The organism is Subdoligranulum sp. DSM 23681 (assembly GCF_057005535.1).
In genome coordinates, this window is sequence record NZ_CM168050.1 from 2,407,391 (window position 1) to 2,432,931 (window position 25,541).

Below are 25,541 nucleotides of genomic sequence, written 5' to 3' on the forward strand. Positions count from 1 at the left end.
GGCGGGATGCAATGCGCTATAATACAAGAAAAGCAAAGGTGCTTTGGAGTGTACCGCTCGAAGTACCTTTGCTTTTTTGCATATCAGAAACAGGATAAGAAGAAAACCAGAGCGCCTCGGGGTTCCGTAGAACTCAGAGGGGTGGGTTTTGCCAGACGGGACTGTGCAAACGGGACGCTCTGTTTTTCTCCTTCTTCTCAGGCGGGGTGAGTGCTGAACGCTCCGCCTGCTCTTTTTTTGTCCGGAAGATGTTTACACCATCACGTCGCCCACCAGCATGCGGCCGGCGGGATCAATGGCATATACGGTATATTTGGTAGGTGGTTCATCGGGGGCGGTGCGGGTGCCCAGATGGATGCCGCCGCTGACCGGGCGGGTGAAATGCAGGGTCCGGTGCGCGGTGGTGGCGTGGGGCCGCTCGTCCGGGATGGACCAGGCCAGCACCCCCACGGCAGCGGGACGTGCGGGGGCTTCCGGTGCGGGGGAAGCGGGGGCCTCCTGCGGTGCATCCGCGGCTTCCCCGGTCTCCTCAGGGTGGGGCGCCGGCACCTCTGCTCCGGGGGCCTCGTTGGGGGCTTCCCCGCAGAAGTCGTCGGGCAGGGGATGGGCAACGCCGCCCAGATACATCTGATACAGCCCGTCGGGGGCGTCCTTTTCGTGGCGCAGCCATACGGAGGAACGCTCCGGCCGTCCTTCCGGCAGTTCCTTGCAGCGCTGGCGCATGCACAGGGCCAGATTGGTCCAGGCCACCAGAAATTCATCCAGGGGCATCTGGGTCTCGGCGTCAAAGTTGCTGATACCCGCCCAGGGATCAATGAGCAGGGCACAGGGCGACCCGTCCATATTGGCAAAGCCCCGCAGCGCCGCATACCGGATGGGGGGCATACCGGCGTCGATCTCTACCGCACGGCGGCTCAGCGCCACGATCACACCGTATCCGGCCCGGACTTCGGCACGCAGCAGGGCCAGATCTGCCCAGCAGGCCCAGGCGGGAAATCCCCAGCATCCGGCGGCAGCCGCCGCAAAACTCAGGTTCCGCGGGTCCTGCCCCGGCTGGAAGTCCCGCATGGCCAGGGCAAACTCTTCGGGCAGGATGTCGGCCCCCCAACGGTTGGTCAGGCTGGTCAGGCAGATGGCCAGGTCCATCACATCGTGCAGGGCGGGGGAGCGGGGCGCCACCGTATAAGGCATCAGATTCAGTTTGGCGTTTACGGGACGTCCGCCGGCGGGGATCACATCCACCGCATGGACACTGACCCCCAGCAGACTTACGGTGGGGGTCTTTTTTTCATCTTTGGTGTACAGGTAGATCCGCAGCTGTACCTGCATGCCCACCTTGGAATCCAGGGTCAGGTGGTCGGAGGAAAGGACCAGCGGTCCGCGGGTGACAGGACGTGCGCCTTCCCGGTCCAGATAAGGGCTCCACCGTCCGAAGCTGGACCAGGCGCTCCAGTTGCCGTCCACCAGCACCCGGGCCTGGGCCTCCACGGCGGTGTCCGGCGGGGTGCCGGCATTCCAGCTCACCCGCACCGCATCAAAGGCAGGCAGAGAGATGGCCGGACTGGTGTAGCAGCCGTAGGGCACATGCCCGCCCTGCACAATGTCCAGCAGGATCCGGCCGCCGGCCACCGTTACATTGTCCAGTTCTCCCCGCATGAACATTTCGGTGTCCTGCAATAAAAAGGTGTTTTTGCTGTCCATCAAAGACTCACCGCCTTACGTTTCATCCTGATCGTCCCGCTGCGCCATGATCTGCTGCAGCTCCTCGTCCCGCCGCTGCCGGATGGTGGATTCCAGCGCAAAGGCGCGGTCCAGACCCGGGTACAGCACCTGCAGCCCGATGGTCACCGGCAGCCAGAACCCGGTCACCAGCAGCACGGGCAGGGTATAGGGCATATACATCAGAACCGGCACCCAGTACACGCACTGGACCAGGGTGGCGGCCAGAGTGCGGGGGAAGAATCCCAGGAAAAACAGCCCGCTGTTCTTCAGCAGTTTGGGCAGGGGCAGGCTGACCAGCACCAGCTGGGCAAATACATAGGTGAAGAACCCTACCAGCACCGCGCCGCTCACGATCATGCACACCCACACCGAAGTGGGCACATCGTTCATATCGGGCAGGGCGGTCAGCACCCAGCTCCACAGTCCCAGGGCCGCACCGGCCAGGGCACCTGGAGCCAGGGCATCCCGCCAGTTCTGCTTCCAGGCATTGCGGTAGGTGTGCCACCAGTAACCGGGTTCGTCCCGCAGGGCGCGCAGCACGGTATCGAACATGCCGCACAGGAAAGGTGCGGCGATCATGCCGCCCAGTGCGCCGCCCAGCAGGCTGATCCAGACGGCCCCGGACAGGATGCCGAAGAAAACCGCCAGAAATCCGGGCACGAAGCCCACACAGCAAAGGATGCTGGCTTTATAGAAGGGCCACAGGTCCCGCCCCATCAGTTCAAAAAAGCGGGCAACGCCCACCTTGCGGGGCGTGGCGGCAGAGGCCGGTGCCGTATCCGGACCAGATACGGCGGTGGGCTGCGTCTTTTCGGTGTCAGTCATGGTGTTTCCCCCATCCATGGATATAATAATACATTTTTATGATATCCTTTTTTGTCGGCCGGTGCAAGGCGCGGGCGTAAAATGGTCAGAATATTTTTACAAATTACACATGGTTTTGTGTTACAATCAATACATCACAGTTTGGAAAGGGGAACCCGCCCATGGCCTGGGTCACAAAAAACAGTCAGGAAACCTATACAGAAACCGAACCGGAACGTACATACACCAAGGCGGAAAAGGCCGGAAACTGGTGGCATTACCATAAGTGGCAGGTGGTGGCGGTCCTTGTGGTGCTGGGCATTCTGGCCAGCATTATCAAGGAATCCTTTTTCCGCACAAAGCCGGACTATCAGGTCGGCTACGTGGGCCAGCAGGAACTGCCCACCGATACCGCCAATGCCCTGACCGCTGCGCTGGAATCCTTCTGCGATGACCGCAACGGTGACGGCAAGGTGGTGGTTCAGCTCAACCAGTATGCCATTGATCTGGCCACCGAGGCCGGCACCGCCGAGACCGCCCAGACCACAGAGGCTTCCTCCGGGTCCGAGACCTCCGGCCTGGAAGACAGCACCGACGCCTATGTGCGCATGGCGGTGCTGACCCAACTGAGCACCGATATTTCCAGTGCGGACGGCAGCTATATTTTCCTGCTGGAAGACCCTGCCAGCTTCCAGGACAACACGGCGGTGCTGCGGTATCTGGACGGGACCATTCCGGGGCAGGACTCGCCCGCTTCCGACTGGCAGAACATGGTCTACCGCTGGACCGACTGCCCGGTGCTGACCGGTCTGGACCTGGGCACCTATACAGGATACACCATCATGGACGATACCACCGGCAGCAACCAGGATGTGCTGAGCCGGCTGTACATCGGCTGCCGGGGCACCTGGACCGACAAATCGGCGGAATCCTACGCCGATGACGATGTCCTCTGGCAGAAGCTGACCCAGGGCGCGGTGTCTACCGCGGGGCAGGGCTGATGCGCTGGCGTCCGTGCCGCGGCCGGCCGGAATCCGCCGCCCCAAAGGCTCCCGTACCGGCACCCCCGGCACCGCTGCCGGAAAATCCCTACCGCCGTTTTTACACACAGATGCCAACCTTTGAGGAACTGGTGCGCCGTACCAAAAACGATGCACCGGACAAAAAACCATGACCCCCTGTTCCGTCAGGCGGCTGCCGCAGACCGGCAGCCGCTTTTTGTGTTTCCCTGCGGCCCGGAAGCTGCGTTTCCGGCAGATGGAACATGTACATTTCGTACACACAAAAATAAAAGTTCATATTGTATAGAGCACGCAAAATCTCCCGACATTTTTCACGGTTTTTACTTGAGATACAGACCGGTTTATGGTATATTGAATCTGTATACGTATCATAACGGCAGGGGGTATCAGAATGGATCAGCTGCAGCAGGCGCGGGAGACCATTGACGAGATCGACGCTCAGATGGCCGCGCTGTTTGAACGGCGGATGGAGGCCGTGGGTCAGGTGGCGCAGTACAAGGCGGCCACCGGCAAACCGGTGTTTGACGCGGCCCGGGAGGACGTGGTCCTGGCCAAGAACACCGCCCGTCTGCACAACGAGGAACTGCGCCCGTATTACCGCCATGTCCTGCAGGAGATGATGGCGGTGTCCCGGGCTTACCAGCACAAGCTGCTGGGGCGGGATGTGGCCGCTTATCAGGGGGTGCAGGGGGCTTGGAGCCACATTGCCCTCACCCGGCTGTTCCCCTTTGCCCGGGCCAGAGCCTTTGACACCTGGGCCGAGGTATTTGATGCCGTGGCGGCAGGGGATGCCAGCTTCGGCGTGCTGCCCTTTGAAAATTCCAACGCGGGGGATGTTTCCACCGTGCTGGATCTGCTGTATGCCCACCCGGAATTGAGCGTGGCCCGCATGTGTGACCTGCCCATCCGGCAGGACCTGCTGGCGCTGCCCGGGGCACAGCTTTCGGACATCCGCACCGTCATCAGTCACCAGCAGGCCCTGGCCCAGAGCAGCGTGTATATCAAGAGTCACGGTCTGGCCACCCGGGTGTGGGGCAACACCGCCGAGGCGGCCCGCTATGTGGCCGAAACGGGGGACAAGTCCCTGGCGGCCATTGCGTCGGCCCAGACGGCGGAACTCTACGGTCTGCAGATCCTGGCCGAGGGCGTCAACGAGGACGGGGACAACACCACCCGGTTCATCGTCATCACCCGCACCGACGCCGCCGCGCCGGTGCCCCCGGCTCCCGGCCGCCGTATGGCCATGCTCTTTACCGTGGACCACAAACCGGGCAAACTGGCGGATGTGATCCGCCTCATCGGGGAACAGGGCTTCAACATGGAAAACATCAAGAGCCGCCCGCTGCCCCATGTCTCCTTTGAATATTACTTTTACGTGCAGCTGGTCTGCCCCGACACCGACGCCCCCGCCACCTGCGAGGCGCTGGTGCAGGCCATGCAGAAGGTCTGCCGTACCGTGCGGGTGCTGGGGGTATTTGCCACCGGTCCGGCCGATGAAATGCAGTAACCAAGGTCACTATATAAAACAGGAGGGTCCCTTATGAAAATGACGATGAATCTCGGTACCCGCAGCTATGACATCATCCTCAAGCGCGGCTGCCTTTCGAACCTCCATCAGTTTACCGACCTGACACACCGCCGGGTCTTTGTGCTCACCGATTCCGGTGTGCCCGCCCAGTATGCCCGGACCGTGGCGGACCAGTGCGAAAACGGCACCGTCTACACCATCCCCCAGGGCGAAGGCAGCAAATGCCTGAAGGTCTACGGCCAGGTACTCACCGCCATGCTGGAATTCGGCATGGACCGCAAAGACCTGCTGGTGGCCGTGGGCGGCGGCGTGGTGGGAGACCTGGGCGGTTTCTGCGCTGCCAGCTATATGCGGGGCATCGACTTTGTCAACTGTCCCACCACCACCCTGTCCCAGATCGACTCCTCCATCGGCGGCAAGACGGCCATTGACCTGGGCAGTGCCAAGAACATCGTGGGCGCCTTCTGGCAGCCTCAGGTGGTGCTGGTGGACCCCGACACCCTGACCACCCTGCCCCGCCGCCAGTATATCAACGGTCTGGCCGAGGCGGTCAAGGCCGGCCTCATTGCCGACCCGGAACTCTTTGATGTGTTTGAGCACGGGGATGTGGACAAGGACATCGAAACCATCATCTACCGCAGCCTGCTGGTGAAAAAGAAGATCGTGGAGCAGGATGAACGGGAATCCAGTGCCCGCAAGGCACTGAATTTCGGCCACACCATCGGCCACGGCATCGAGGCCGTCAAGGGGGTGCGGGGACGCCGCACCAACGGTCTGTATCATGGGGAATGCGTGGCTCTGGGCATGCTGCCCATGATCGAGGACCGGTCCCTGCAGAAGCGGACCCGGGCGGTGCTGCGCAAACTGGGCCTGCCGGTGCGCACCGGTGTGGACAAGCACAAGGTGCTGGAATATATGCGCCATGACAAAAAGAGCGGCGGCAAGAGCATCACGGTCATCCGGGTGCCGGGGCTGGGCTGCTGGCGGGCGGATACCCTGCCCATGACCCAGCTGCCCGCCCTGCTGGGCCTGGAAGAGGAATAAGGGGGCTGACCACCGATGAAAAATACTTTTGGCAGTGCGGTGTCCCTGACCATCTTCGGCGAAAGCCACGGTCCGGCCATCGGTGCCGTGCTGGACGGTCTGGCCGCCGGACTGCCGGTGGATACCGATTTCATCAACATCCGCATGGACCGCCGTCGGGCCCGGGGCGACGGGCTTTCCACCGCCCGCACCGAGCCGGATGAGGTGGAATTCCTTTCCGGCGTGCTGGACGGGCACACCACAGGCACCCCCCTGACCCTGATGGTGCGCAACACCAACACCCGCAGCCAGGACTATGCCAAAACCGCGGCGCTGCTGCGCCCCGGTCACGCGGATTACACCGCCTTCGCCAAGTATGAAGGGTATCAGGACGCCCGGGGCGGGGGACATTTCTCCGGCCGGATCACCGCCGCCGCCGTGGCGGCCGGGGCCGTCTGTGAGCAGGTCCTGCAAGGTCTGGGCATCCGGGTGTACACCCACATCGCCGCCTGCGGCGGTGTGCAGGACGCGCCCCTGTCCAGCGCCGCCGGACTGGTCATGCCCGAGCCGGAACCGGGGCATTTCGCCCTGCTGGACCCGGACAAGGAAGCCCCCATGCAGGCGGCCATCCGGGCTGCCGGGTCGGAGGGAGACAGCGTGGGCGGTATTCTGGAAACGGTGGTCACCGGGCTGCCGGCCGGGGTGGGAGAACCCTGGTTCGACAGTGTGGAGAGCACCCTGGCGCACCTGATGTTTGCGGTACCCGCCGTCAAAGGCATTGAGTTCGGCGCCGGGTTCGGCTTTGCGGAACTGCGGGGCAGTCAGGCCAACGACGCCTTCCGTATGCGGGAAGGGCAGATCTGGACCGCCACCAACCATAACGGCGGCATCAACGGGGGCATCACCAACGGCATGCCCATCGTGCTGCGTACGGTGGTCAAGCCCACCCCCAGCATCTACCGCCCCCAGGATACGGTGGACTATCCCGCCAGACAGGACGCCGAGATCCAGATCAAAGGCCGGCATGATCCCTGTATCGTGCCCCGGGCGGCGGTGGTGCAGAACAGCCTGACGGCTTTCGGTATTCTGGACCTTATCAGCATCCGTTACGGCACGCTGGCGCAAAAGCACGGCCTGCCCCGGTTATAAACGGCAAGGGAAAGGGGAGAATCGGAACATGGAATATGGTTTGATCGGTGCCAAGCTGGGACACAGCTATTCCCGGCAGATCCACCAGCGGGCGGGCGGCTACGCCTATGAGCTGCGTGCCCTGCCCACCGAGGCCGACGCCCGTGCCTTTCTGCAGGCCCGGGCCTTCAAGGCCATCAACGTGACCATTCCGTACAAGAAGCTGGTCATGGAATACTGCGATGTCATCGACCCGGCGGCCAAGGCCATCGGTGCGGTAAACACCGTGGTGCAGCGGGACGGCCGTCTCTACGGCTACAACACCGACTACGCCGGCTTTGCATGGCTGGCCCGCCGCCACGGCGTGGACTTTGCGGGGCGCACCGTGCTGGTGCTGGGCACCGGCGGCACCTGCGCCACCGTCAGCGCCGTCTGCCGGGACGCCGGCGCCAAAGCGGTGCTGCCGGTCAGCCGGCGGGGCGGCAAGAACGTCCTGACCTACGATCAGGCAGCCCAGTGCAAGGAAGCGGAGATCGTGGTCAACACCAGTCCGGCGGGGATGTTCCCCCATGTGGGGGAATGCCTGCTGGACCTGAGCGCGCTGCCCAACCTGAAGGCGGTGCTGGATGTGGTGTACAATCCCTTCCGCACCGAGCTGCTGCTGCGGGCGGAGGACCGGGGCATCCCGGCTTACTGCGGCTTTGAGATGCTGGTGGCCCAGGCGGCCTACGCCTCCGAACTGTTCACCGGCACCACCATGGATAAAGATACCTTCATCCGCACCACCAGCCGGGACCTGAAGCGGGAACTGAGCAACGTTTCCCTCATCGGCATGCCCGGGTGCGGCAAGAGCACGGTGGGCGAAGGGCTGGCCAAAGCCCTGAACAAGACCTACGTGGATCTGGACGAATGGATCGAACAGCACGCCGGCATGCCCATCCCCGACATCTTTGCCCGGGAAGGGGAGGCCGCCTTCCGCCGGTATGAGGCGGATGCCCTGTCCGAAGTGTCCAAGCAGAGCGGTCAGGTCATCGCCTGCGGCGGCGGTGTGGTCAAAACCCCCGGCAACACCCGCCTGCTGCGCCAGAATGGCCCCGTGCTGTGGGTGCGCCGTCCGGTGGAGTTCCTGGCCATGGGCGGACGCCCCCTTTCCACCGGCCGGGAAGCCCTGCGCCGGATGGAAGCGGAGCGGGAACCCGCCTACCGCAGCGCCGCCGACGGGGTGGTGGACAACACCTCCACCCTGGCCAACGCGGTGAACGCTGCCCGCGCCGCCTTTGAAAAGACCTTTGATTATACCCGCTGACGCCGTACCGTCACAAACCAAAACCATAGAGAGAGGGACATGTAACCATGATTATTTCTACCAAAAAAGGCACTCCGCAGGTCGAACTGGACCGCATCATTGACAGCTTCGAAAAACAGGGCCTTTCGGTCACGCTGATCCGCGGCACCGACTACAACGTGTTCGGTCTGGTGGGCGATACCACCAAGATCGCCGAAAAGGACGTCCTGGCCAACCCCTGGGTGGAAAACGTCACCCGTGTGTCCGCCCCCTACAAGCGGGCCAACCGCCTGTTCCACCCCGATGACACCGTCATTGATGTGAACGGCATCAAGATCGGCGGCAACTCTCCGGTGGTGGTCATGGCCGGTCCCTGCAGCGTGGAAGGGGAGGACCACATCATCAAGATGGCCAAGCTGGTCAAGGAAGGCGGCGCCAACTTCCTGCGCGGCGGCGCCTACAAGCCCCGCACCAGCCCCTACTCCTTCCAGGGCCTGGGCACCGAGGGCATCATGGACATGGTCAAGGCCCGGGAAGTCACCGGCCTGCCCATTGTCAGCGAGCTGATGGACGAGACCCACATCGACGAGTTCGAGGAATACGTGGACATCGTGCAGATCGGCGCCCGCAACATGCAGAACTTCCAGCTGCTCAAGGCGGTGGGCAAGATGAGCAAGCCCATCCTGCTCAAGCGCGGCTTTGCCAACACCATCGAGGAATGGATCATGTCCGCCGAGTACATCATGGCCGGCGGCAATGAGAAGGTCATCATGTGTGAGCGGGGCATCCGTTCCTTCGAAAAGTACACCCGCAACACCCTGGACCTGTCCGCCGTACCGGTCATCAAGGAAAAGACCCATCTGCCGGTCATCGTGGACCCCAGCCATGCCACCGGCGACTACAAGTACGTGGAAAGCATGGCCCTGGCGGCGGTGGCCGCCGGTGCTGACGGTCTGGAGATCGAGGTGCACGACAATCCCCAGTGCGCCTGGAGCGACGGCGCCCAGTGCCTGAAACCGGACAAGTTCGCGGATACGGTGGCCAAGTGCCGCAAGGTGGCCGCTGCCATCGGCCGCGCCATGTAAGGGCCAATTTCTTCCAAAAAGGTGGTGTCAGTTTGGACGCAATCCTGCATGCCAGCCGTCTGGGCGGCACGGCCTGTGTTCCGCCCAGCAAGAGCGCGGCACACCGGGCGGTGCTGTGCGCGGCGTTGGCCGGCGGTACCAGCCGCATCGAAAACATTGAATATTCCGACGACATCCGTGCCACCCTGGGGGCGGTGTGTCAGCTGGGCGCCCAGGTTCAGCAGGAAAAGCATGCCGTGGTCATCAAGGGGCTGGGCTCGGACGGATTTCCCACCGTCACCCGCCCGGTTTTCTGCAATGAGAGCGGCAGCACTCTGCGGTTCCTGATCCCGGTGTTCAGCCTCACCGCCCAGAAGATCCGCTTCACCGGGGCGGGGCGGCTCATGGACCGTCCCCAGGAAGTCTACCGGATGCTTTTCAACCGGCAGGGCCTGCGGTTTGAGCAGTCCAGCGAGGGCATCACCGTCTTCGGGCGGCTGCGTCCCGGCGGGCTCACCCTGCCCGGGGATGTATCCAGCCAGTTCATCAGCGGGCTGCTCTTTGCGGCGCCGCTGCTGGAATCCGAGACCACCATCGAGGTCCTGCCCCCCTACGAGAGCCGCAGCTATGTGGACCTGACCATCGCCGCCATGCAGCGGTTCGGGGTCAAGGTGACCCAGCGGGCCAAGAAAAACGGCGGTGTCATCTACCGCATCCCCGCGCCCCAGCGCTACCTGCCCTGTGATATGGCGGTGGAAGGGGACTACAGTCAGGCGGCCTTTCTGGCCGTGCTGGGGGTGCTGCTGGGCGGCATCTCGGTGTCCGGGCTGGACCCCGCCAGCCGCCAGGGGGACCGGGTCATCCTGGATATCCTCAAGGGCTGCGGCGGCAAGATCGCCAACGTCAACGGCGCCCTGCGGTTTTCCCGCAGCCTGATGAAGGCGGGGGACATCGACCTGGCCGACTGCCCCGACCTGGGCCCGGTGCTCATTTCTCTGGGCTGCCTGTGCGGCGGCACCACCACCATCCGCAATGCCGGACGCCTGCGCATCAAGGAATCCGACCGCATCGCTTCCATGCAGCAGGAGCTGGCCAAGATGGGCGGGCGGGTGCAGGTGGACGGGGATACCCTGACCATGACCGGCGGGGCGCTGCACGCCCCCGCAGAACCCCTGTCCGGCCACAACGACCACCGCATCGTCATGGCATTGACGGTGGCCGCCCTGGCCGCCGGGGTACCGGCCACCATCCGGGGGGCCGAGGCCGTGCGCAAGAGCTGGCCGGATTTCTTCACGGTGATGCGCTCTCTGGGCGCCAACATCGACCTGGTGGAAAGTGAGTGATGTTCTGATGGATCACAGCCATACCTATCTCATCGTCGGTCTGGGGCTGTTGGGCGGCAAATACGCCCAGGTGCTCTCCGGCAAGGGATACCGGGTCACCGGCATCGACAAGGACCCTGCCGCCGTGGCCTGGGCCCTGGAAAAGGAATATATCTGCGCCGGGGCAGACCAGGATTTTGAAGACCTGGTCACCGGGGCAGACCGGGTCATCTTCGGGCTGTACCCCACCGCCTTTCTGGACTGGGTGCGGCAGTACGGACATCTTCTGCGCCCCGGTACCCTGGTCACCGACGTGTCCGGCGTCAAGCGCGGGGTGGTGGGCCCGGTGCAGGCCATGATGCCCCAAGGGGTGGAGTTCATCGCCAGCCATCCCATGGCCGGACGGGAGACCAGCGGCATCACCCACAGCGCCGAAGTGGATTTCGCCCCCGCCAACTTCATCATCACCCCCACCGACAAGAACACCCCGGAAGCCATCCAGTGGTGTACCGAGCTGGCCGGGGTGCTGGGCTTTGCCCGCATCACCACTCTGACCCCCGCCGAGCACGACCGGATGATCGGTTATGTGAGCCAGCTGTGCCATGCCATCGCCGTCTGCCTGATGTGCGCCTCGGACAACAGCGAGCTGGCCTGCTACACCGGCGATTCCTTCCGGGATCTGACCCGGATCGCGCGCATCAACGATAAAATGTGGGCGGAATTGTTTTTGTGGAACAAGGATAACCTGATCGGTGAGATCGACATGTTCTCGGCGGCGCTGGACCGTCTGCGTGACCGTCTGGCGGCCGGGGACCGGGAAGGCCTGGAAGAGATGTTCCGCCTTTCCACCAAACGCCGTGAAGCCTTCGATCGAAAATAAAGCGAGGAGGAGACCGCTATGCCCCGCAAAGAAGGACAAAAACTCAAACTGCTGACCCTGCTGGAGATCCTCTCTCGGGAGACCGACGAACAGCATCCCCTGAGCGTACCGCATCTGGTGGAACTGCTGCGGGAACGGGGGGTGGATGCCGAGCGCAAGAGTGTGTATGACGACATCCAGACCATTAATTCCATGCCCGGTGCTCCTTTTGAGATCGTGCAGCAGCGTGGCCGCGGCGGCGGTTATTATATGACCGACAGCCCCTTCGAGTTCGCCGAACTCAAGCTGCTGGTGGATGCGGTGTATGCCAGCAAGTTCATCACCGCCCGCAAGAGCCGTACCCTCATCGACAAGCTGGGCAAGTTCACCTCCCGCTACCGGCAGGCGGAACTGGACCGCACCGTGCTGGTTTCCGGCCGGGTGAAAAGCCAGGACGAAAAGATCCTGTACAGCGTGGACGCGCTGCACACCGCCATCACCACCGGGGTGCAGGTACAGTTCAAATACTGTGACTGGGATCTGCAGAAGCAGATGGTCCCCCGCCACAACGGACAGCTGTACAAGGTTAGTCCCTGGGCCCTGGTATGGGAGAACGGGAACTATTACCTCATCGCCTACACCGAAGGACATCTGCGCCATTACCGGGTGGACAAGATGCAGAAGGTGGAGCCTCTGCCCGAAGTTCCACGGGAAGGCGCCGAGGAGTACGCCGATTTTGATGTGAACAGCTATACCCAGCAGATGTTCGGCATGTTCAACGGACCCCTGAAAAAGGTCACCCTGAAATGCGAAAACCGTTTTGCCGGGGCGATGATCGACCGTTTCGGCACCGGCCCCACTCTGGTGCCCTGCACCGGCGGCGAGCATTTTACCCTGACGGTGAACGTTCAGATCAGTCCGCAGTTTTTCGGCTGGGTGGCCGGGTTCGGCAAAGGGGTGGAGATCCTGACCCCGCCGGAGGTGCGTGCCGAGATGCGCAAGACCCTGGATACCCTGCAGACCATCTACCGCTGAACCGGGAAGGGAGAGCCTGAATCTTGAAACAAACCCTCAAACGCGTTCTTCCCTGGGTGCTGCTTCTGGCGGTTCTGGCAGGGCTGGCGGCCGTGCACGGCCTGGATGCCAACTTTGACGCCAGTTACGAGATCATGAACGGCGATTTCCAGAACTACAATCCGGTGCGGCATCTGCTGGCCGGACAGGCACCTTATCAGGATTTTGCGGTGTACCTGGGGGCAGGGGAGCTGTACAGCGTGGGCGGTCTTTTGCTGGTGCTGGGCAACAGCTTTGGCCGCAGCGTCTTTGCCACCAACTTCTGTACCTGGTTTTACTTTGAGCTGCTGGTCCTGGCCGCCTGTGCGGCGGTGCTGGGCCGGGGCCGTCGGGCTCTGTTTGCCTGTCCGGCCCTCAGCGCCTGGTTTTTGCTTATTGCCCATGATGTGCCGGTGCCGCTTCAGGCCCAGCTGCGCCCGCTGATCGAGTACGCAGCCAGAAATGGCAACAGTGCCCGCATGATGCGGGGCGCCGCCCTGCCGCTGGCAGTCCTGCTCATCCTGCTGGGGCTGCGTGTCTGGGCACGCCGGGACCGCACCGCCCAGCGGGGCAAAGCCGTCGCTCCCTGGGTTCTGGTGCCTGCCGTGGCGGGATTCCTGGTGCCATGGAGCAATGATATGGGCGCTGCCATGTACATTTCTGTGGCGCTGGGCTACGGACTGTTCCTGCTGCGTCAGTACGGTACAGCCTGGAAGCGGGTTCTCCTGCGGGTGGGACAGTATATCCTCATCAGCTGTGTGGGGCTGGGGGTGTCGGTGCTGCTCATCAGCTTCGGCCATCCCATCGCATGGCTGCAGCAGACCCGGGGGGTCAGCGCCTTCCAGGGCTGGTATTACGGCACTTCCGCTGACGGAAAACTCTGCTATCTCACCGATTACATCCCCCAGCCCGCGGGTGCCCTCTGCCTGGTGCTGGCGGTGCTGTTTGCGGTGGGCATCTTCCGCTGCCGCCGCAATCGCTCGGCGGCGCTGGCGGCAGCCGGGTTTGCCCTGTGCCTGGGCATGCCTTTGTGGAATCTTCTCTACTGCATCCTTTCTGGTTCCCGGGAAGGCGGCCCCACCGGCGGCGCCCAGGCCCTGCTGGCCATCCTGCTGCCGCTGTTTGTGCTGCGTGCCGTGCTGGAACTGGCCGGACGCCTGCTGCAGGGGCATACAAAGCCGGCCCGCCTTCTGGGATATGCCGCGGCCGCGGCGTGCACTGTGTTTGCCTGCGCCGTGCTGGCCGTGGGCATGACCGGCCAGGTGCAAAGCCGCCTGGGCGGCCACGGGAACCTGACCTATGTGCCGGAGCTGGGGGGCTGGTTCGGGGACCAGGCGGACAAGCTGGCCACCGAGAAGGCCATGAACGAGGGAAAGACCCTCTTCGGGACCTATTCCAGCGCCCTGGAAGCAATGACCGGCCAGCTGCAACCCACCGGGGTGGATTACATCATCCACGCCATGGGGGACCGGCAGCGGCTGGCCTACCTGACCGCCTTCCAGACCGGCACCTTTGACCGGGTGGTCACCCCCAGTGCCAAGGTGGCCCTGTCCGAACGCTGGAGCCGCAACGCCAACTGGTGGTTCTACCGGGAACTGTACCGCTGGTGGAGCCCGGTGGCCAACACCTATAACAGCGGCGGCATGCACCTGTTCTGGGAACGCACCGGCGTCTGCAATGATCTGGCCCAGCCCTGCACGGTGGACCTGGCCCAGGACGGCAAGACGGTGACCCTCACGGTCACGACGGATGACCCCACCTTCTGCGGGGTGGCGGACGTGGCCCTGGATTACACCTTCTCGGTGGACAGCGGCTACACGCTGCGGGGCGGGCTGCACAGCTTCCTGTTTTGCACCGCCGTCACCGAAAACGAGCTCTGTGTGGCCGCGGAGCGGGACCCGGATCAGGGCAACTTCTTCCTGCCCACCGACCGCTCCGTCTACAATGTGCCGGTGACCATCTCCGACGGTGTGGGCTCCATCACCCTGGAGGCTCTGCCCCAGGATGCGGCCCATGTCACCGTCAACGCGGCCACGGTGGAAGCCACTTACTTTGACTGGGAATACTTCTTTGAATGACCCCCGCTGCCTGCGGGGCCGCCTTGCAACCTGGGCGGGAGTATGCTATTCTATATAAATGCCCATTTCTTACGCAGTTCCGAATTTGTTGTGAAAGGAGGCCGGCGGTATGCTGGAAAAGAACAAACGCATCCGTGCCTGGTTCAGCAGCGGACTGGACGCGGTGCTCCTGTTCGTGGCGTATCTTCTGGCCAACCATCTGCGGTTCAATTATCTGCGCTTTTTCCAGCCCGGCGGCGCCGGCCCTGCCCTGGACATCGCCCAGGAAACGGTTTTTGCCGGTGGGGTCTATGCCGTGGTGGCGGTGGCCGTATTCTGGCTGTGCGGGTTGTATGATGCTTCCCGCCTGCGGGGATTCTGGCGGCGCTGCCGGCTGATCCTGCTGGTCAACGCGGTGTGCATCCTGGGCTTTGAAGCCCTGCTTTACCAGTTCCGGGTGGTCAACTTCTCCCGTCTGGTGGTCATTCTGTTCTATGTGTTCGGCACCGGCCTGCTGATCTTCAAGCGGATGCTGCGCCGCTGGTATGACCGCTGGCGCCATCGCCGGGGCATGGACTTCCATCACGTTCTGCTGGTGGGCGGCGGCAAGGCGGCTGCCCAGTACCTGCAGGCGCTGGAACAGAATCCGTATTACGGGTACTATGTGGACGGGTATCTGGCCGACAACCCCAACAAGGCCCTGAAGGCCGAGTACCGGGGCCCGTACACCCAGCTGGACGAAGTGCTCAGTGACCCCGGCATCGAAGAGGTGGTCATTGCGCTGGATGCGGACGAGATGCAGATGATCCCCCATGCGCTGGCTGCCTGCGACAAGCAGGGGCTGCGCATCACCATGCTTCCTTTCTATAACGATTATATGCCCGCCCGTCCCACCATCGACGTGCTGGGCAGCTGCAAGCTCATCAATGTGCGGCAGACGCCTTTTGACAACATCCTCAATGCTTTTGCCAAACGGCTGTTTGATATTCTGGGCAGCCTGTTCCTCATTGTGCTCACCAGTCCGGTCATGCTGGCGGTGGCCATCGGGGTCAAGCTGTCCAGCCCCGGTCCGGTCATCTTCTGCCAGAAGCGGGTGGGACTGAACAAAAAGGAATTCATGATGTACAAGTTCCGGTCCATGCGTGTGAACACGGACGAAAAGACCGGCTGGAGCACCAATTCCGACCCCCGCAAGACCCGTTTCGGCAGTTTTATCCGCAAATTCAGTCTGGATGAGCTTCCCCAGTTCTTCAACGTCCTCAAAGGCGATATGAGTCTGGTGGGGCCCCGGCCGGAAGTGCCCTTCCATGTGGAGCACTTCAAGGAGGAGATCCCCCGCTATCTGGTGCGCCAGCAGGTGCGCCCCGGTGTGACCGGCTGGGCCCAGGTCAACGGCCTGCGGGGCGACACCGACATCGCCGAGCGCATCCGGTACGATATCTGGTACATCGAAAACTGGACCCTGGCCCTGGATATCAAGATCATCTTCCGCACTGCGTTCGGCGGCAAGATGATCAATGATGAAAAACTCGTCTGAACTGCCCGTTTCGCCCCATCCCATAAGGAGGCAGCTAATGCAAAACAACAAGCTCAAGGTCGCCATTGTGCATGACTGGCTGGTATCCTATGCGGGCGCCGACCGCGTGGTGGACTGCATGCACCACGTGTTTCCCGACGCCCCCATCTACACCCTTGTCTATGACGAGAAGAAGATGCCCGCCTGGTTCCGGGATTACGACATCCGCACCACCTGGGTGCAGAAGATCCCCTTTGCCACCAGACTGTATAAAAAGCTGCTGCCTTTGATGCCCGGTGCCTTTGAGGCACTGGACCTTTCGGAATACGACCTGGTGCTGTCCTCCTCTTCCTCCTGCAGCAAGGGGGTCATCACCCGGCCGGACGCGGTGCATATCTGTTACTGCCACACGCCCATCCGGTATGTGTGGGACTTTTATTATACCTACCGGGCCAACGCCAACCCGCTGGTGCGGGCGGTCATGCCCGGACAGATGCACAAACTACGGCAGTGGGACAAGTGTGCCGCCGACCGGGTGGATTATTTCATCGCCAATTCCCGGTATATTGCCCAGCGCATCAAAAAGTATTATCGCCGGGACAGTGATGTGATTTATCCCTGTGTACACATCAACCAGAGCCCCTTTGTGGCAAAGGAAGACTTTTACCTGGTGGTGGGTCGCTTTACCTGGTACAAGCGGATGGACCTGGCCGTGGCGGCCTGCACCAAACTGGGCCGGCGCCTGGTGGTTATCGGCACCGGCGACGAAGAATCCCGGCTGAAAGCCATGGCCGGACCCACGGTGGAGTTCAAAGGCGGCGGACTTTCGGATGAAGAAGTCCGCGGCTATTACCTGCGTGCCAAGGCGTTCCTTTTCCCCGGGGAAGAGGATTTCGGCATCACGCCGGTAGAAGCCCAGAGCGCCGGAACGCCGGTCCTGGCGTACGGCCGGGGCGGCGCCTGCGAGACGGTGGAAGACGGCCGCACCGGGCTGCTTTTCCATGCCCAGACGGTGGACAGTCTGGCCGAATGCATTGAAAAATTCGAGGCCGAAGGGGTGGCCTGCACCAAAGAGGAGATCCGCGCCCACAGTCTGCAGTTCAGTGAGGAACGCTTTGAGTCCCAGCTGCGCGACTATTGTGCGCGCCGTGTTGCGGATTGGCGCCGTGAACTGCATGACTGTGCCCATCTGCCGAAGGAGGAAACAATTTGAGACCCATCGTGATCAACGGCACGGTGCTGTGTGATCCCATCACCGGCATTCCGCGCTATGTCTATGAGGTCGTGACCCGGTTGGATGAGCTTCTCACCGGCACGGGCCTGGACGTGCGGCTGTGCTACCGGGATGACGGCCGTCCCTTGCATCTGCCGCCGCTGAAAAACATTCAGGTCGTGCCGCTCAAGGCCATCAAATACAGCTACAATCTGTTTGTGCTGCCCCGGTATGTGCGCAAGCATGATGCTTTCTATCTGGGTCTGGCCAGTGATATGCTCATGGGCCGTCCCAGTGCCGTGGTGCTGCACGATATCCGGCCCCTGGTCATGAATACCGACCGGGCCTTTTTCCGGTTCAAGTTCTGGGTGCACTGCCTGAGCATCCGGGCCTTTGCCCAGCGGGTGTATACGGTGAGCGATGACCAGCGTCAGCTCATTTCCCGGCGGCTGCACATTCCCACCGCCCGCATCGGCCTGACCTACAATGGCTGGGAACACCTGCAGCCGGTTGAGCCGGACGAAGGGGTGTTCGACAAGCTGCCCGGTGTGCACAAGGGAGAATACTTCTATGCCCTGGGCAGTCTGGCCGGACACAAGAACTATAAGTGGATCCGGGAAGTGGCCGCCCGCAATCCGGACAAGGTGTTTGTGGTGGCCGGCGGCAAGGACCTGGCCGCTTTCGGGGATGACGAGCAGGCGGTGAGCGCCGGCAACCTGCATTATCCCGGCTATGTCACGGACGGGGAGAACAAGGCCCTGATGCAGAACTGCCGTGCTTTCCTGCATCCGGCGCTGTTTGAAGGGTTCGGCATCCCGCCGCTGGAAGCCCTCAGCCTGGGGGCCCAGGTAGCGGTGTCCAACGCCTCCTGCCTGCCGGAACTCTACGGCAACACGGTGCGCTATTTTGACCCCATGGATTACGATGTGGACCTGGACGAGCTCATGTCCCGCCCGGTGGAGTCTCCCCAGAAGATCCTGCAGAAATACAGTTGGCCGGTGACGGCGGCGTTCTGGCTGGATGAGATCCGCCGTTTTGCGGCCCAGTGAGAGAGGGGAGAAGGATATGGACCGGATCGCAGTGCTGATCCCCTGTTACAATGAGGAAAAGACCGTGGCCAAGGTGGTGTCCGACTATCGTGCCGTCCTGCCGGAAGCTGCCATTTATGTCTATGACAACAACTCCACCGACCGCACTGCCGAACTGGCCGCTGCGGCCGGGGCGGTGGTCCGCCACGAATACCAGCAGGGCAAGGGCAACGTGCTGCGCCGGATGTTCCGGGAGATCGATGCCGACTGCTATCTGCTGGTGGACGGAGACGATACTTACCCCGCATCCGCCGCGCCGGAACTGGTGCGGCCCGTTCTGGAGCGAGGAGCGGATATGGTGGTGGGGGACCGCCTTTCCAGCACCTATTTTACCGAGAACAAGCGCCCCTTCCACAACTTTGGCAACAGCCTGGTACGGTTTTCCATCAACCGGCTGTTCGGCAGTCAGATCCAGGATATCATGACCGGATACCGGGCGTTCAGCTTTCAGTTTGTCAAGACCTACCCGGTTTTGTCCCGCGGTTTCGAGATCGAGACCGAAATGTCCATCCACGCGGTGGAGCGGCGCATGCAGATCGAAAACGTGGTCATCGAGTACCGGGACCGTCCCCAGGGCAGCGTGTCCAAGCTGAACACCTACAGCGACGGTGCCAAGGTGCTGCGCACCATTGCGCGGCTGTACAAAAACTATCGGCCTTTCGCCTTTTTCACCATTCTGGCTCTGCTGCTGGCCCTGGTCAGCACCGGGTTCATGGTGCCGGTGGTGGCGGAATATTTCCGCACGGGTCTGGTGCCCCGTTTTCCCACCCTGATCGTATGTGCCTGCGGCATGGTCGCGGCGCTTCTGTTGTTTATTTCGGGCGTGATCCTGTCCAGCCTGCTGGCCCAGGATGCCCGTGATTTTGAGTTCAAGCTGCAGCAGGCCGAACGCTGGAAGCGGGAGGCCGATGCGCTGCAGGGTTCCAGTCAGAAGGAGGTCGTTTCTGATGGCAAAACAGTATGATTATCTGATCGTTGGTGCCGGTCTGTTCGGCGCGGTGTTTGCCCATGAGGCCACCAAGGCCGGCCGTACCTGCCTTGTGATCGACAAGCGGGATCACATTGCCGGCAACATCTACACCGAAACCATCGAGGGCATCAACGTTCACAAGTACGGCGCCCACATCTTCCATACCAACAACAAGAAGGTCTGGGATTATGTGAACAACTTTGCGGTGTTCAACCGCTACACCAATTCTCCGGTGGCCAACTACAAGGGCGAACTGTACAACATGCCCTTCAACATGAACACCTTCAACAAGATGTGGGGGGTCATCACGCCGGCCGAAGCCGCCGCCAAGATCGCCGAACAGCGGGCCGCCCACTTCACCGCCGAGCCCAAGAACCTGGAAGAGCAGGCCATCAACCTGGTGGGCACCGATATCTATGAGAAGCTCATCAAGGGGTATACCGAAAAGCAGTGGGGCCGTCCCTGCGACCAGCTGCCCGCCTTCATCATCAAGCGGCTGCCGGTGCGCCTGACCTTTGACAACAACTATTTCAACGCGCTGTACCAGGGTATTCCCAACGGCGGCTACACCGCCATGGTGGAAAAGATGCTCCATGGCATCGAGGTCCGTCTGGGAGTCAACTATCTGAAAGACAAGGCGGAGCTGGATGCCCTGGCCGGCCGGGTGATCTACACCGGCCCCATTGATGCCTACTTCGACTATGAGCTGGGCGCACTGCAGTACCGCAGCGTGCGCTTTGAGACCGAAGTCCTCAACTGCCCCAACTACCAGGGCAACGCGGTCATCAACTACACCGACGCCGAGACCCCCTACACCCGCATCATCGAGCACAAGCACTTTGAGTTCGGTTCCACCGAGCCAGGTACCAAGACGGTGATCAGCCGGGAGTACTCCGCCGAATGGAAGCCCGGGGATGAGCCCTATTACCCGGTCAACGATGAGCAGAACAATGCCCTGTATGCCCGCTACAAGGCCATGGCCGACGCCGAACCCCATGTGGTCTTCGGCGGCCGTCTGGGCGAGTATCGCTATTACGATATGGACAAGGTCATCGAAAGTGCCCTGGATTGTGTCCGCGTGCAGCTGGACAAGATCAATCAGTACGGCATCTGATTTTTTTCAAAAATTTTCACAAATCAGGCGGCAGCCCCGTCGGCATGGGGCTGCCGCCTGATTTTCCAGACAGGGGTCTGCGATAAATATTTGATTTTTGTGCCGTATTACGGTACAATAAAACATGTATGAGTGTGCGCAGGGGTGCCCGCGCGGGAAAGTGTATCAAGGATAAAGGAATTTGGAACTATGCAAACAAAACTGAGCGTGTCGGTCCTGTCGGCCGACCTGGCCAATCTGGCCGCGCAGAGCCGTGCCGCCCTGGATGCCGGCGCGGATATGCTGCACATCGACGTGATGGACGGCCACTTCGTCCCCAACATCAGCTATGGTGCCCCGGTACTCAGCTGCCTGCACAAGGCCCTGCCGGATGCCTTCTACGACGTGCACCTGATGATCGAGGACCCGGCCTTCTACGCCAAGGATTTCGCCGCGGCGGGGGCAGACCTCATCACCGTTCACCTGGAAGCCGAAGGGGTGCGCAAGGACCCCCGGGCTGTGCTGCGCACCATCCGGGAACTGGGCTGCCGCACCGGCCTGAGCATCCGTCCCGGCACACCGGTGGAAGAACTGTTCGATTACCTGGACGAGGTGGACCTGGTGCTCATCATGAGCGTGGAGCCCGGTTTCGGCGGTCAGTCCTTCCTGCCCCAGACCCCCGAACGTCTGGCCGCCGTGCGGGCCGAACTGGACCGCCGCGGCCTGTCCGTCATGCTGCAGGTGGACGGCGGCGTCAACACCGACACCGCCCCCCTGTGCACCCGTGCGGGCGCCGATGTCCTGGTGGTGGGCAGCGCCCTGTATAAAGCACCCGATATGTCCGCCATGGCGGCGGGCATCCACGCCCTGTAAGCAACCGCCGCCCGCACGGCGGGCAGCAAAGGAGAGCTTATGCCAAACCGTAACAAGATCGAGCGGAGCGCCAACTACAACTACTATGCAGACGTGCTCTGGTGCTGTGTCCCGCTCATGGCCATGGCCTGGTTTTTCTATGGTCCGCGGCCGATTTTGCTCATGCTGGTGGGTCTGTTCACCGCCTATGTCTGCGACTGTCTGGTCACTCCGCTGCATGGCGCGGGTTACCGGCCCCATGAACCTTCCAGTGAATGCTTTGCCGCGCTGATTGTACTCATGATGCCGGCTTCGGTTTCCTATTTCATGGTCGTCGCCGCGGTCATTGTGGCGGTGCTCATCAAGGAGACCTTCGGCGGTGAAGGTCACTATCCCTTCCACCCGGCTGCGGTGGGCGTGGCAGTGGCGGCCCTTTCCTGGCCCAACCAGATGACCCGGTATCCCACCCCGGGCACGGTGCTGCCGCTGTGGGGAATCACTTCCGACACCACCCTTGCTGCCGGCATGAACACCACCCTGTCCAGCGGCGGTCTGCCTTCCGCCACCACCATGAACCTGCTCACCGGCAATGTCAGCGGCCCGCTGGGAACCGGTGCTTTCCTGGTCATTGTGGCCTGCGGCCTGTTCCTGCTCTGCCGGGGCCATCTCCAGCTGTCCACCCTGCTGCCGTACCTTATCGTGTGTGTGGCGGTGCCCTGGCTGCTGCCCAACCTGAATGACCTGCCTACGCTGAGCCTGCCCTGGGAGTTCATCCGCCAGCGCGTTTACCTGGAAAAGTATATCCTGCTCACCGGCGGCATGGCCTTCGGCGGTGTGTTCCTGATCTGTGAACCGGTCACCCAGCCCAACCGTTTTACCAGCCGGCTGATCTATGGTCTGCTTCTGGGTCTGGCAACCACCGTCTTCCGTTACAATACCGTCTATGAGACCGGTGTCTGCTTTGCACTGCTCATCGTCGGCGCCGTGCCCGAATGGCTGGACCGTGTGTCCCGCCGTGCGGAGCGCATGAAGTTCATGAAGAAGGAGGCGAAACGGCTTGCAAAACGAGCAAAACCGGAAGCCCTCTAAACCGGCGGCCCGCACCGGGCGCAGGAAGAACCAGCCGGAACATTCCCAGACCGTCATTATTCCCCAGCTTTCTCCCGAAGTGCTGGAGCGTGCCCGCCGTGCCGCTGCGGAAGGCAAGACCCCGCAGCAGATCGACGAGGAGGCTGCCGCTGCCGCGCGGCAGGCGGCCCAGGCCCAGTCCGCTGCGGAGCAGGCCGTTGAACCCAAACCCCAGCCCAAACCCCAGGCCAAAGCCCGCAAGACTCGGGCGGAAGCCGAGGCCGAACTGGCCCAGAGCATCCACGATGACCATCTGTGGCTGAACAACCCGGTCATGGTCCGCGGCCTGGGTCTGGCCCCGATTGTGGCCATGGCCAGCGACGGAGACCGCGCCCTCATGCTCTGCGTGCTGTCCATCCTGCTGCTCACCGCCACCCGTATGCTGGCGGTGGCGGTCTGCCACATCACCGGCAACCGGTTCCGCCCGGTGGTGTATGCCTACTCGGCCGCCATCCTGTATATCCCGGTGTATATCATCATGTACAATATTTTCGGCACCAACCTTTCCGTCATGGGAATCTATCTGCCCATGATGGTGGTGGAACCGGTCATTGTCAAGCGTATGGAAGCCACCGAACTGGAAACCATCGGCGAAGCCTTCCGCAAGGGCATCAACAACACCATCGGCCTGTGCATCGCCATCCTGCTGGTGGGAACCCTGCGGGAGCTGCTGGCTTACGGCACCGTCTTTGAAAAGCCGCTGCTGTCGGTGGGGCTGCTGCCCCTGGCTGCCCAGCCCGCGGGCGGGTTCCTGCTGCTGGGTCTGCTGGCCGCCGGCTGGACGGCCGTGGGCGGCGCCTATGTGCATTATAAACAGGAGGAGGTGCGTCACCTGTATGCTGACCGTAAGCAGTGATCTCACGGTGGTGCAGGGCGTGGCGCAGTTCGTCTCCTACGCGATCCTGGCCATCTTTGCCGAAAACGTCGTATTCTCCCGGGCTATGGGTGTTTCCCGCCTGATCAAACTGGTGAGCGACCCCGAAGTGCGCACCTGGCAGTACTGCACCCCGGTCATCCTGGTGCAGCTGTTCAGTGCCCCTCTGGGCTGGGCCTGCATGACCTATCTGGCGCCGCTGCTGCGCCTGTATCTGCCGGACTGGCTGCCCATCGCCTCTCTGCGTCCCATCCTCTACCTGACCTGTGCGGTCATTGCCATGGGGGTGGTGTGGGTGCTGCTGGGCATTCTGCCCGCCGTGCACCGGTCTGCCTGCCGGGAACAGCTGCCTCTGGCCACCTGTACCTGCAGTGTGCTGGGTACTCTGCTGCTTTGCTCCAACCAGAACTACAACCTGCTGCAGTGCATCGCCTTCGGTTTCGGCAGCGGGCTCGGTTATCTGTTTGCGGTGCTGGTGGTGGATGAGGGCCGCCGCCGTCTGGGCAGTAAGGATGTGCCCGCCATTTTCCGAGGTCTGCCCAGTTCCCTGATCTACATCGGCATTCTGTCCCTGGCCATCTATGGTCTGGTGGGACATGGCGTTGCGCGGTAAGCGGGCGCCCAGTCTGAATCGGAGTTGATACCAATGTCCAACTGCTTTTTGCCGGCCGATATCCTGCTGCCCGATGCCTCGGTCCCTCTGGACCCCTGGGCCAGCATTGCCGTCGACCAGTTCACCTCTCAGCCGGACTACTGGCAGCGCGCGGAAGCCTGCGCGGCCGGCAAACCCAGCACCCTGCACATTGTCCTGCCCGAAGCCTACCTGGGCACCCCCGGGGAAGGGGAACGCCTGAAGCAGATCCGCGCCGCCATGGCGGAATACCGCCGGACCGTGCTCACCCGCCAGGTCCACGGCTATGTGTATGTGGAACGCACCCAGCTGGACGGCAGCGTCCGTCAGGGGCTGGTGGGAATGGTGGACCTGGAAGCCTACAGCTATGAGCCGGGGGCAAAGACCCCCATCCGTCCCAGCGAAAACACGGTGGTGGAGCGTATCCCGCCCCGTTTGGCCATCCGCCGCGGTGCGGAGCTGGAAACACCCCATGTAATGATGCTAGCCGACGACGAAAAATGCACGCTGATCGAGCCTATCGGCAGCCGCAAAGCCGAGCTGACCTGCCTGTATGACGGGGATCTGATGCTGGGCGGCGGTCATCTGGCCGGCTGGGCCGTGGAGGACCCGGCCCTGATTGACCAGATCGACCGGGCACTCACCGCTTTGGGGGATGCCGGCGCTTTCGCCGCCCGTTGGCCGGGAGCCGCCGGTCAGCCGCCCATGGTGCTGGCGGTAGGGGACGGCAACCATTCTCTGGCCACCGCAAAAGCATACTGGGAGGAACTGAAACCCACTCTGACCCCCGAGGAACAGGCTGTTCACCCCGCCCGCTACTGTCTGGCGGAGGTGTGCAATGTGCATTCCCCGGCCATCGAGATCGAGCCCATCCATCGGGTGGTTTTCGGTATGGGGGTGCAGGCGGTGTGTGAAGCCTTTGATGCCTGGACCGAGCAGCACAAGGCCCGCGGCCGTATGCCGGTGCAGACCTTCACCATCTTCGGACCGACCATGGCCCGCCGTTATACCCTCGACGATGCACCCTGCCCGCTGGCTGTGGGCACGGTGGAAGCATTTCTCACCGACCTGTGCGCCCGGAACCCTGTCTGCCGGGTGGATTACATCCATGGTCAGGTGGCCGCCTGCAGTCTGGCGGGGGAGAACGCCACCGCCATCCTGCTGCCGCCCTTTGAGAAAGCGGATCTGTTCCGGGGGGTGGTCCTGGGCGGGGTGCTGCCCCGCAAGACCTTCAGCATGGGCCATGCAGAGGAAAAACGCTACTACAACGAATGTCGGGCCCTGGTATAAGGGGGCTCCGGTTTGTCAT

The 25,541-nt window shown here is 62.4% G+C and carries 22 protein-coding genes; 20 read left to right on the forward strand and 2 right to left on the reverse strand.

Annotation, left to right across the window (positions count from 1 at the left end):
- Window positions 1-252 precede the first annotated feature (252 nt).
- Both AC127K_RS11085 and AC127K_RS11090 read right to left on the reverse strand, forming a co-directional pair.
- On the reverse strand, window positions 253-1,704 hold the full coding sequence (locus AC127K_RS11085; protein WP_483720633.1) for a cysteine peptidase family C39 domain-containing protein: 1,452 nt from the start codon (window positions 1,702-1,704) through the stop codon (window positions 253-255).
- Window positions 1,705-1,716: 12 nt separating this feature from the next.
- On the reverse strand, window positions 1,717-2,547 hold the full coding sequence (locus tag AC127K_RS11090; RefSeq protein WP_483720635.1) for a DUF624 domain-containing protein: 831 nt from the start codon (window positions 2,545-2,547) through the stop codon (window positions 1,717-1,719).
- A 161-nt stretch (window positions 2,548-2,708) separates the two neighbouring features.
- Here AC127K_RS11090 and AC127K_RS11095 point away from each other — a divergent pair, with 161 nt between their 5' ends.
- The 20 genes from AC127K_RS11095 to AC127K_RS11190 all read left to right on the forward strand — a co-directional run bounded on the left by AC127K_RS11095 (window position 2,709) and on the right by AC127K_RS11190 (window position 25,522).
- Window positions 2,709-3,527 (forward strand): hypothetical protein, encoded by an 819-nt coding sequence (locus tag AC127K_RS11095; protein ID WP_483720636.1) that lies wholly within the window; start codon window positions 2,709-2,711, stop codon window positions 3,525-3,527.
- 412 nt (window positions 3,528-3,939) lie between these two features.
- Entirely contained in the window at window positions 3,940-5,055 is a 1,116-nt protein-coding gene (locus AC127K_RS11100; protein WP_483720637.1) for a chorismate mutase, read from the forward strand.
- A 33-nt stretch (window positions 5,056-5,088) separates the two neighbouring features.
- Window positions 5,089-6,120: a 3-dehydroquinate synthase gene (gene aroB / locus AC127K_RS11105; RefSeq protein WP_483720638.1), complete on the forward strand. Its 1,032-nt coding sequence runs from the start codon at window positions 5,089-5,091 to the stop codon at window positions 6,118-6,120.
- A 15-nt stretch (window positions 6,121-6,135) separates the two neighbouring features.
- A complete protein-coding gene (gene aroC, locus AC127K_RS11110) occupies window positions 6,136-7,248 on the forward strand; it encodes a chorismate synthase (protein WP_483720639.1) in 1,113 nt (370 codons plus the stop codon).
- Window positions 7,249-7,276: 28 nt separating this feature from the next.
- Window positions 7,277-8,533: a shikimate kinase gene (locus AC127K_RS11115; protein ID WP_483720640.1), complete on the forward strand. Its 1,257-nt coding sequence runs from the start codon at window positions 7,277-7,279 to the stop codon at window positions 8,531-8,533.
- Between the two features lie 47 nt (window positions 8,534-8,580).
- Window positions 8,581-9,597 carry a 3-deoxy-7-phosphoheptulonate synthase gene (gene aroF / locus AC127K_RS11120; RefSeq protein ID WP_294538896.1) on the forward strand — a complete coding sequence of 339 codons (1,017 nt, stop codon included), beginning with the start codon at window positions 8,581-8,583 and terminating at the stop codon, window positions 9,595-9,597.
- Window positions 9,598-9,629: 32 nt separating this feature from the next.
- The gene (gene aroA, locus AC127K_RS11125) at window positions 9,630-10,919 is read left to right on the forward strand and encodes a 3-phosphoshikimate 1-carboxyvinyltransferase (protein ID WP_294538893.1); all 1,290 of its coding nucleotides are present in this window, start codon (window positions 9,630-9,632) and stop codon (window positions 10,917-10,919) included.
- Window positions 10,920-10,923: 4 nt separating this feature from the next.
- Entirely contained in the window at window positions 10,924-11,778 is an 855-nt protein-coding gene (locus AC127K_RS11130; protein WP_483722191.1) for a prephenate dehydrogenase, read from the forward strand.
- A gap of 18 nt (window positions 11,779-11,796) precedes the next feature.
- A complete protein-coding gene (locus tag AC127K_RS11135) occupies window positions 11,797-12,792 on the forward strand; it encodes a helix-turn-helix transcriptional regulator (protein ID WP_483720641.1) in 996 nt (331 codons plus the stop codon).
- Between the two features lie 23 nt (window positions 12,793-12,815).
- Window positions 12,816-14,888: a hypothetical protein gene (locus AC127K_RS11140; RefSeq protein WP_483720642.1), complete on the forward strand. Its 2,073-nt coding sequence runs from the start codon at window positions 12,816-12,818 to the stop codon at window positions 14,886-14,888.
- Between the two features lie 109 nt (window positions 14,889-14,997).
- Window positions 14,998-16,404, forward strand: coding sequence for an undecaprenyl-phosphate glucose phosphotransferase (locus tag AC127K_RS11145; protein WP_294538882.1), 1,407 nt, complete (start codon window positions 14,998-15,000; stop codon window positions 16,402-16,404).
- Window positions 16,405-16,441: 37 nt separating this feature from the next.
- The gene (locus AC127K_RS11150) at window positions 16,442-17,596 is read left to right on the forward strand and encodes a glycosyltransferase (RefSeq protein ID WP_483720643.1); all 1,155 of its coding nucleotides are present in this window, start codon (window positions 16,442-16,444) and stop codon (window positions 17,594-17,596) included.
- Window positions 17,593-18,645, forward strand: coding sequence for a glycosyltransferase family 4 protein (locus AC127K_RS11155; RefSeq protein WP_294538877.1), 1,053 nt, complete (start codon window positions 17,593-17,595; stop codon window positions 18,643-18,645). Before AC127K_RS11150 ends, AC127K_RS11155 begins: the two co-directional genes overlap by 4 nt.
- 16 nt (window positions 18,646-18,661) lie before the next feature.
- On the forward strand, window positions 18,662-19,648 hold the full coding sequence (locus AC127K_RS11160) for a glycosyltransferase family 2 protein (protein WP_483720644.1): 987 nt from the start codon (window positions 18,662-18,664) through the stop codon (window positions 19,646-19,648).
- Window positions 19,632-20,768, forward strand: a complete 1,137-nt coding sequence (gene glf / locus AC127K_RS11165) for a UDP-galactopyranose mutase (RefSeq protein WP_294538871.1) — start codon at window positions 19,632-19,634, stop codon at window positions 20,766-20,768. The genes AC127K_RS11160 and glf overlap by 17 nt, the downstream gene beginning before the upstream one ends.
- Window positions 20,769-20,957: 189 nt before the next feature.
- Window positions 20,958-21,620 (forward strand): ribulose-phosphate 3-epimerase, encoded by a 663-nt coding sequence (rpe, locus tag AC127K_RS11170; protein ID WP_483720645.1) that lies wholly within the window; start codon window positions 20,958-20,960, stop codon window positions 21,618-21,620.
- A 39-nt stretch (window positions 21,621-21,659) separates the two neighbouring features.
- Window positions 21,660-22,688, forward strand: a complete 1,029-nt coding sequence (locus tag AC127K_RS11175) for an RnfABCDGE type electron transport complex subunit D (protein WP_294538866.1) — start codon at window positions 21,660-21,662, stop codon at window positions 22,686-22,688.
- On the forward strand, window positions 22,657-23,583 hold the full coding sequence (locus AC127K_RS11180; RefSeq protein WP_483720646.1) for an Rnf-Nqr domain containing protein: 927 nt from the start codon (window positions 22,657-22,659) through the stop codon (window positions 23,581-23,583). Before AC127K_RS11175 ends, AC127K_RS11180 begins: the two co-directional genes overlap by 32 nt.
- Entirely contained in the window at window positions 23,564-24,214 is a 651-nt protein-coding gene (locus AC127K_RS11185) for an Rnf-Nqr domain containing protein (protein WP_483720647.1), read from the forward strand. The genes AC127K_RS11180 and AC127K_RS11185 overlap by 20 nt, the downstream gene beginning before the upstream one ends.
- 33 nt (window positions 24,215-24,247) lie before the next feature.
- On the forward strand, window positions 24,248-25,522 hold the full coding sequence (locus AC127K_RS11190) for a DUF1015 domain-containing protein (protein ID WP_483720649.1): 1,275 nt from the start codon (window positions 24,248-24,250) through the stop codon (window positions 25,520-25,522).
- Window positions 25,523-25,541: the final 19 nt, after the last annotated feature.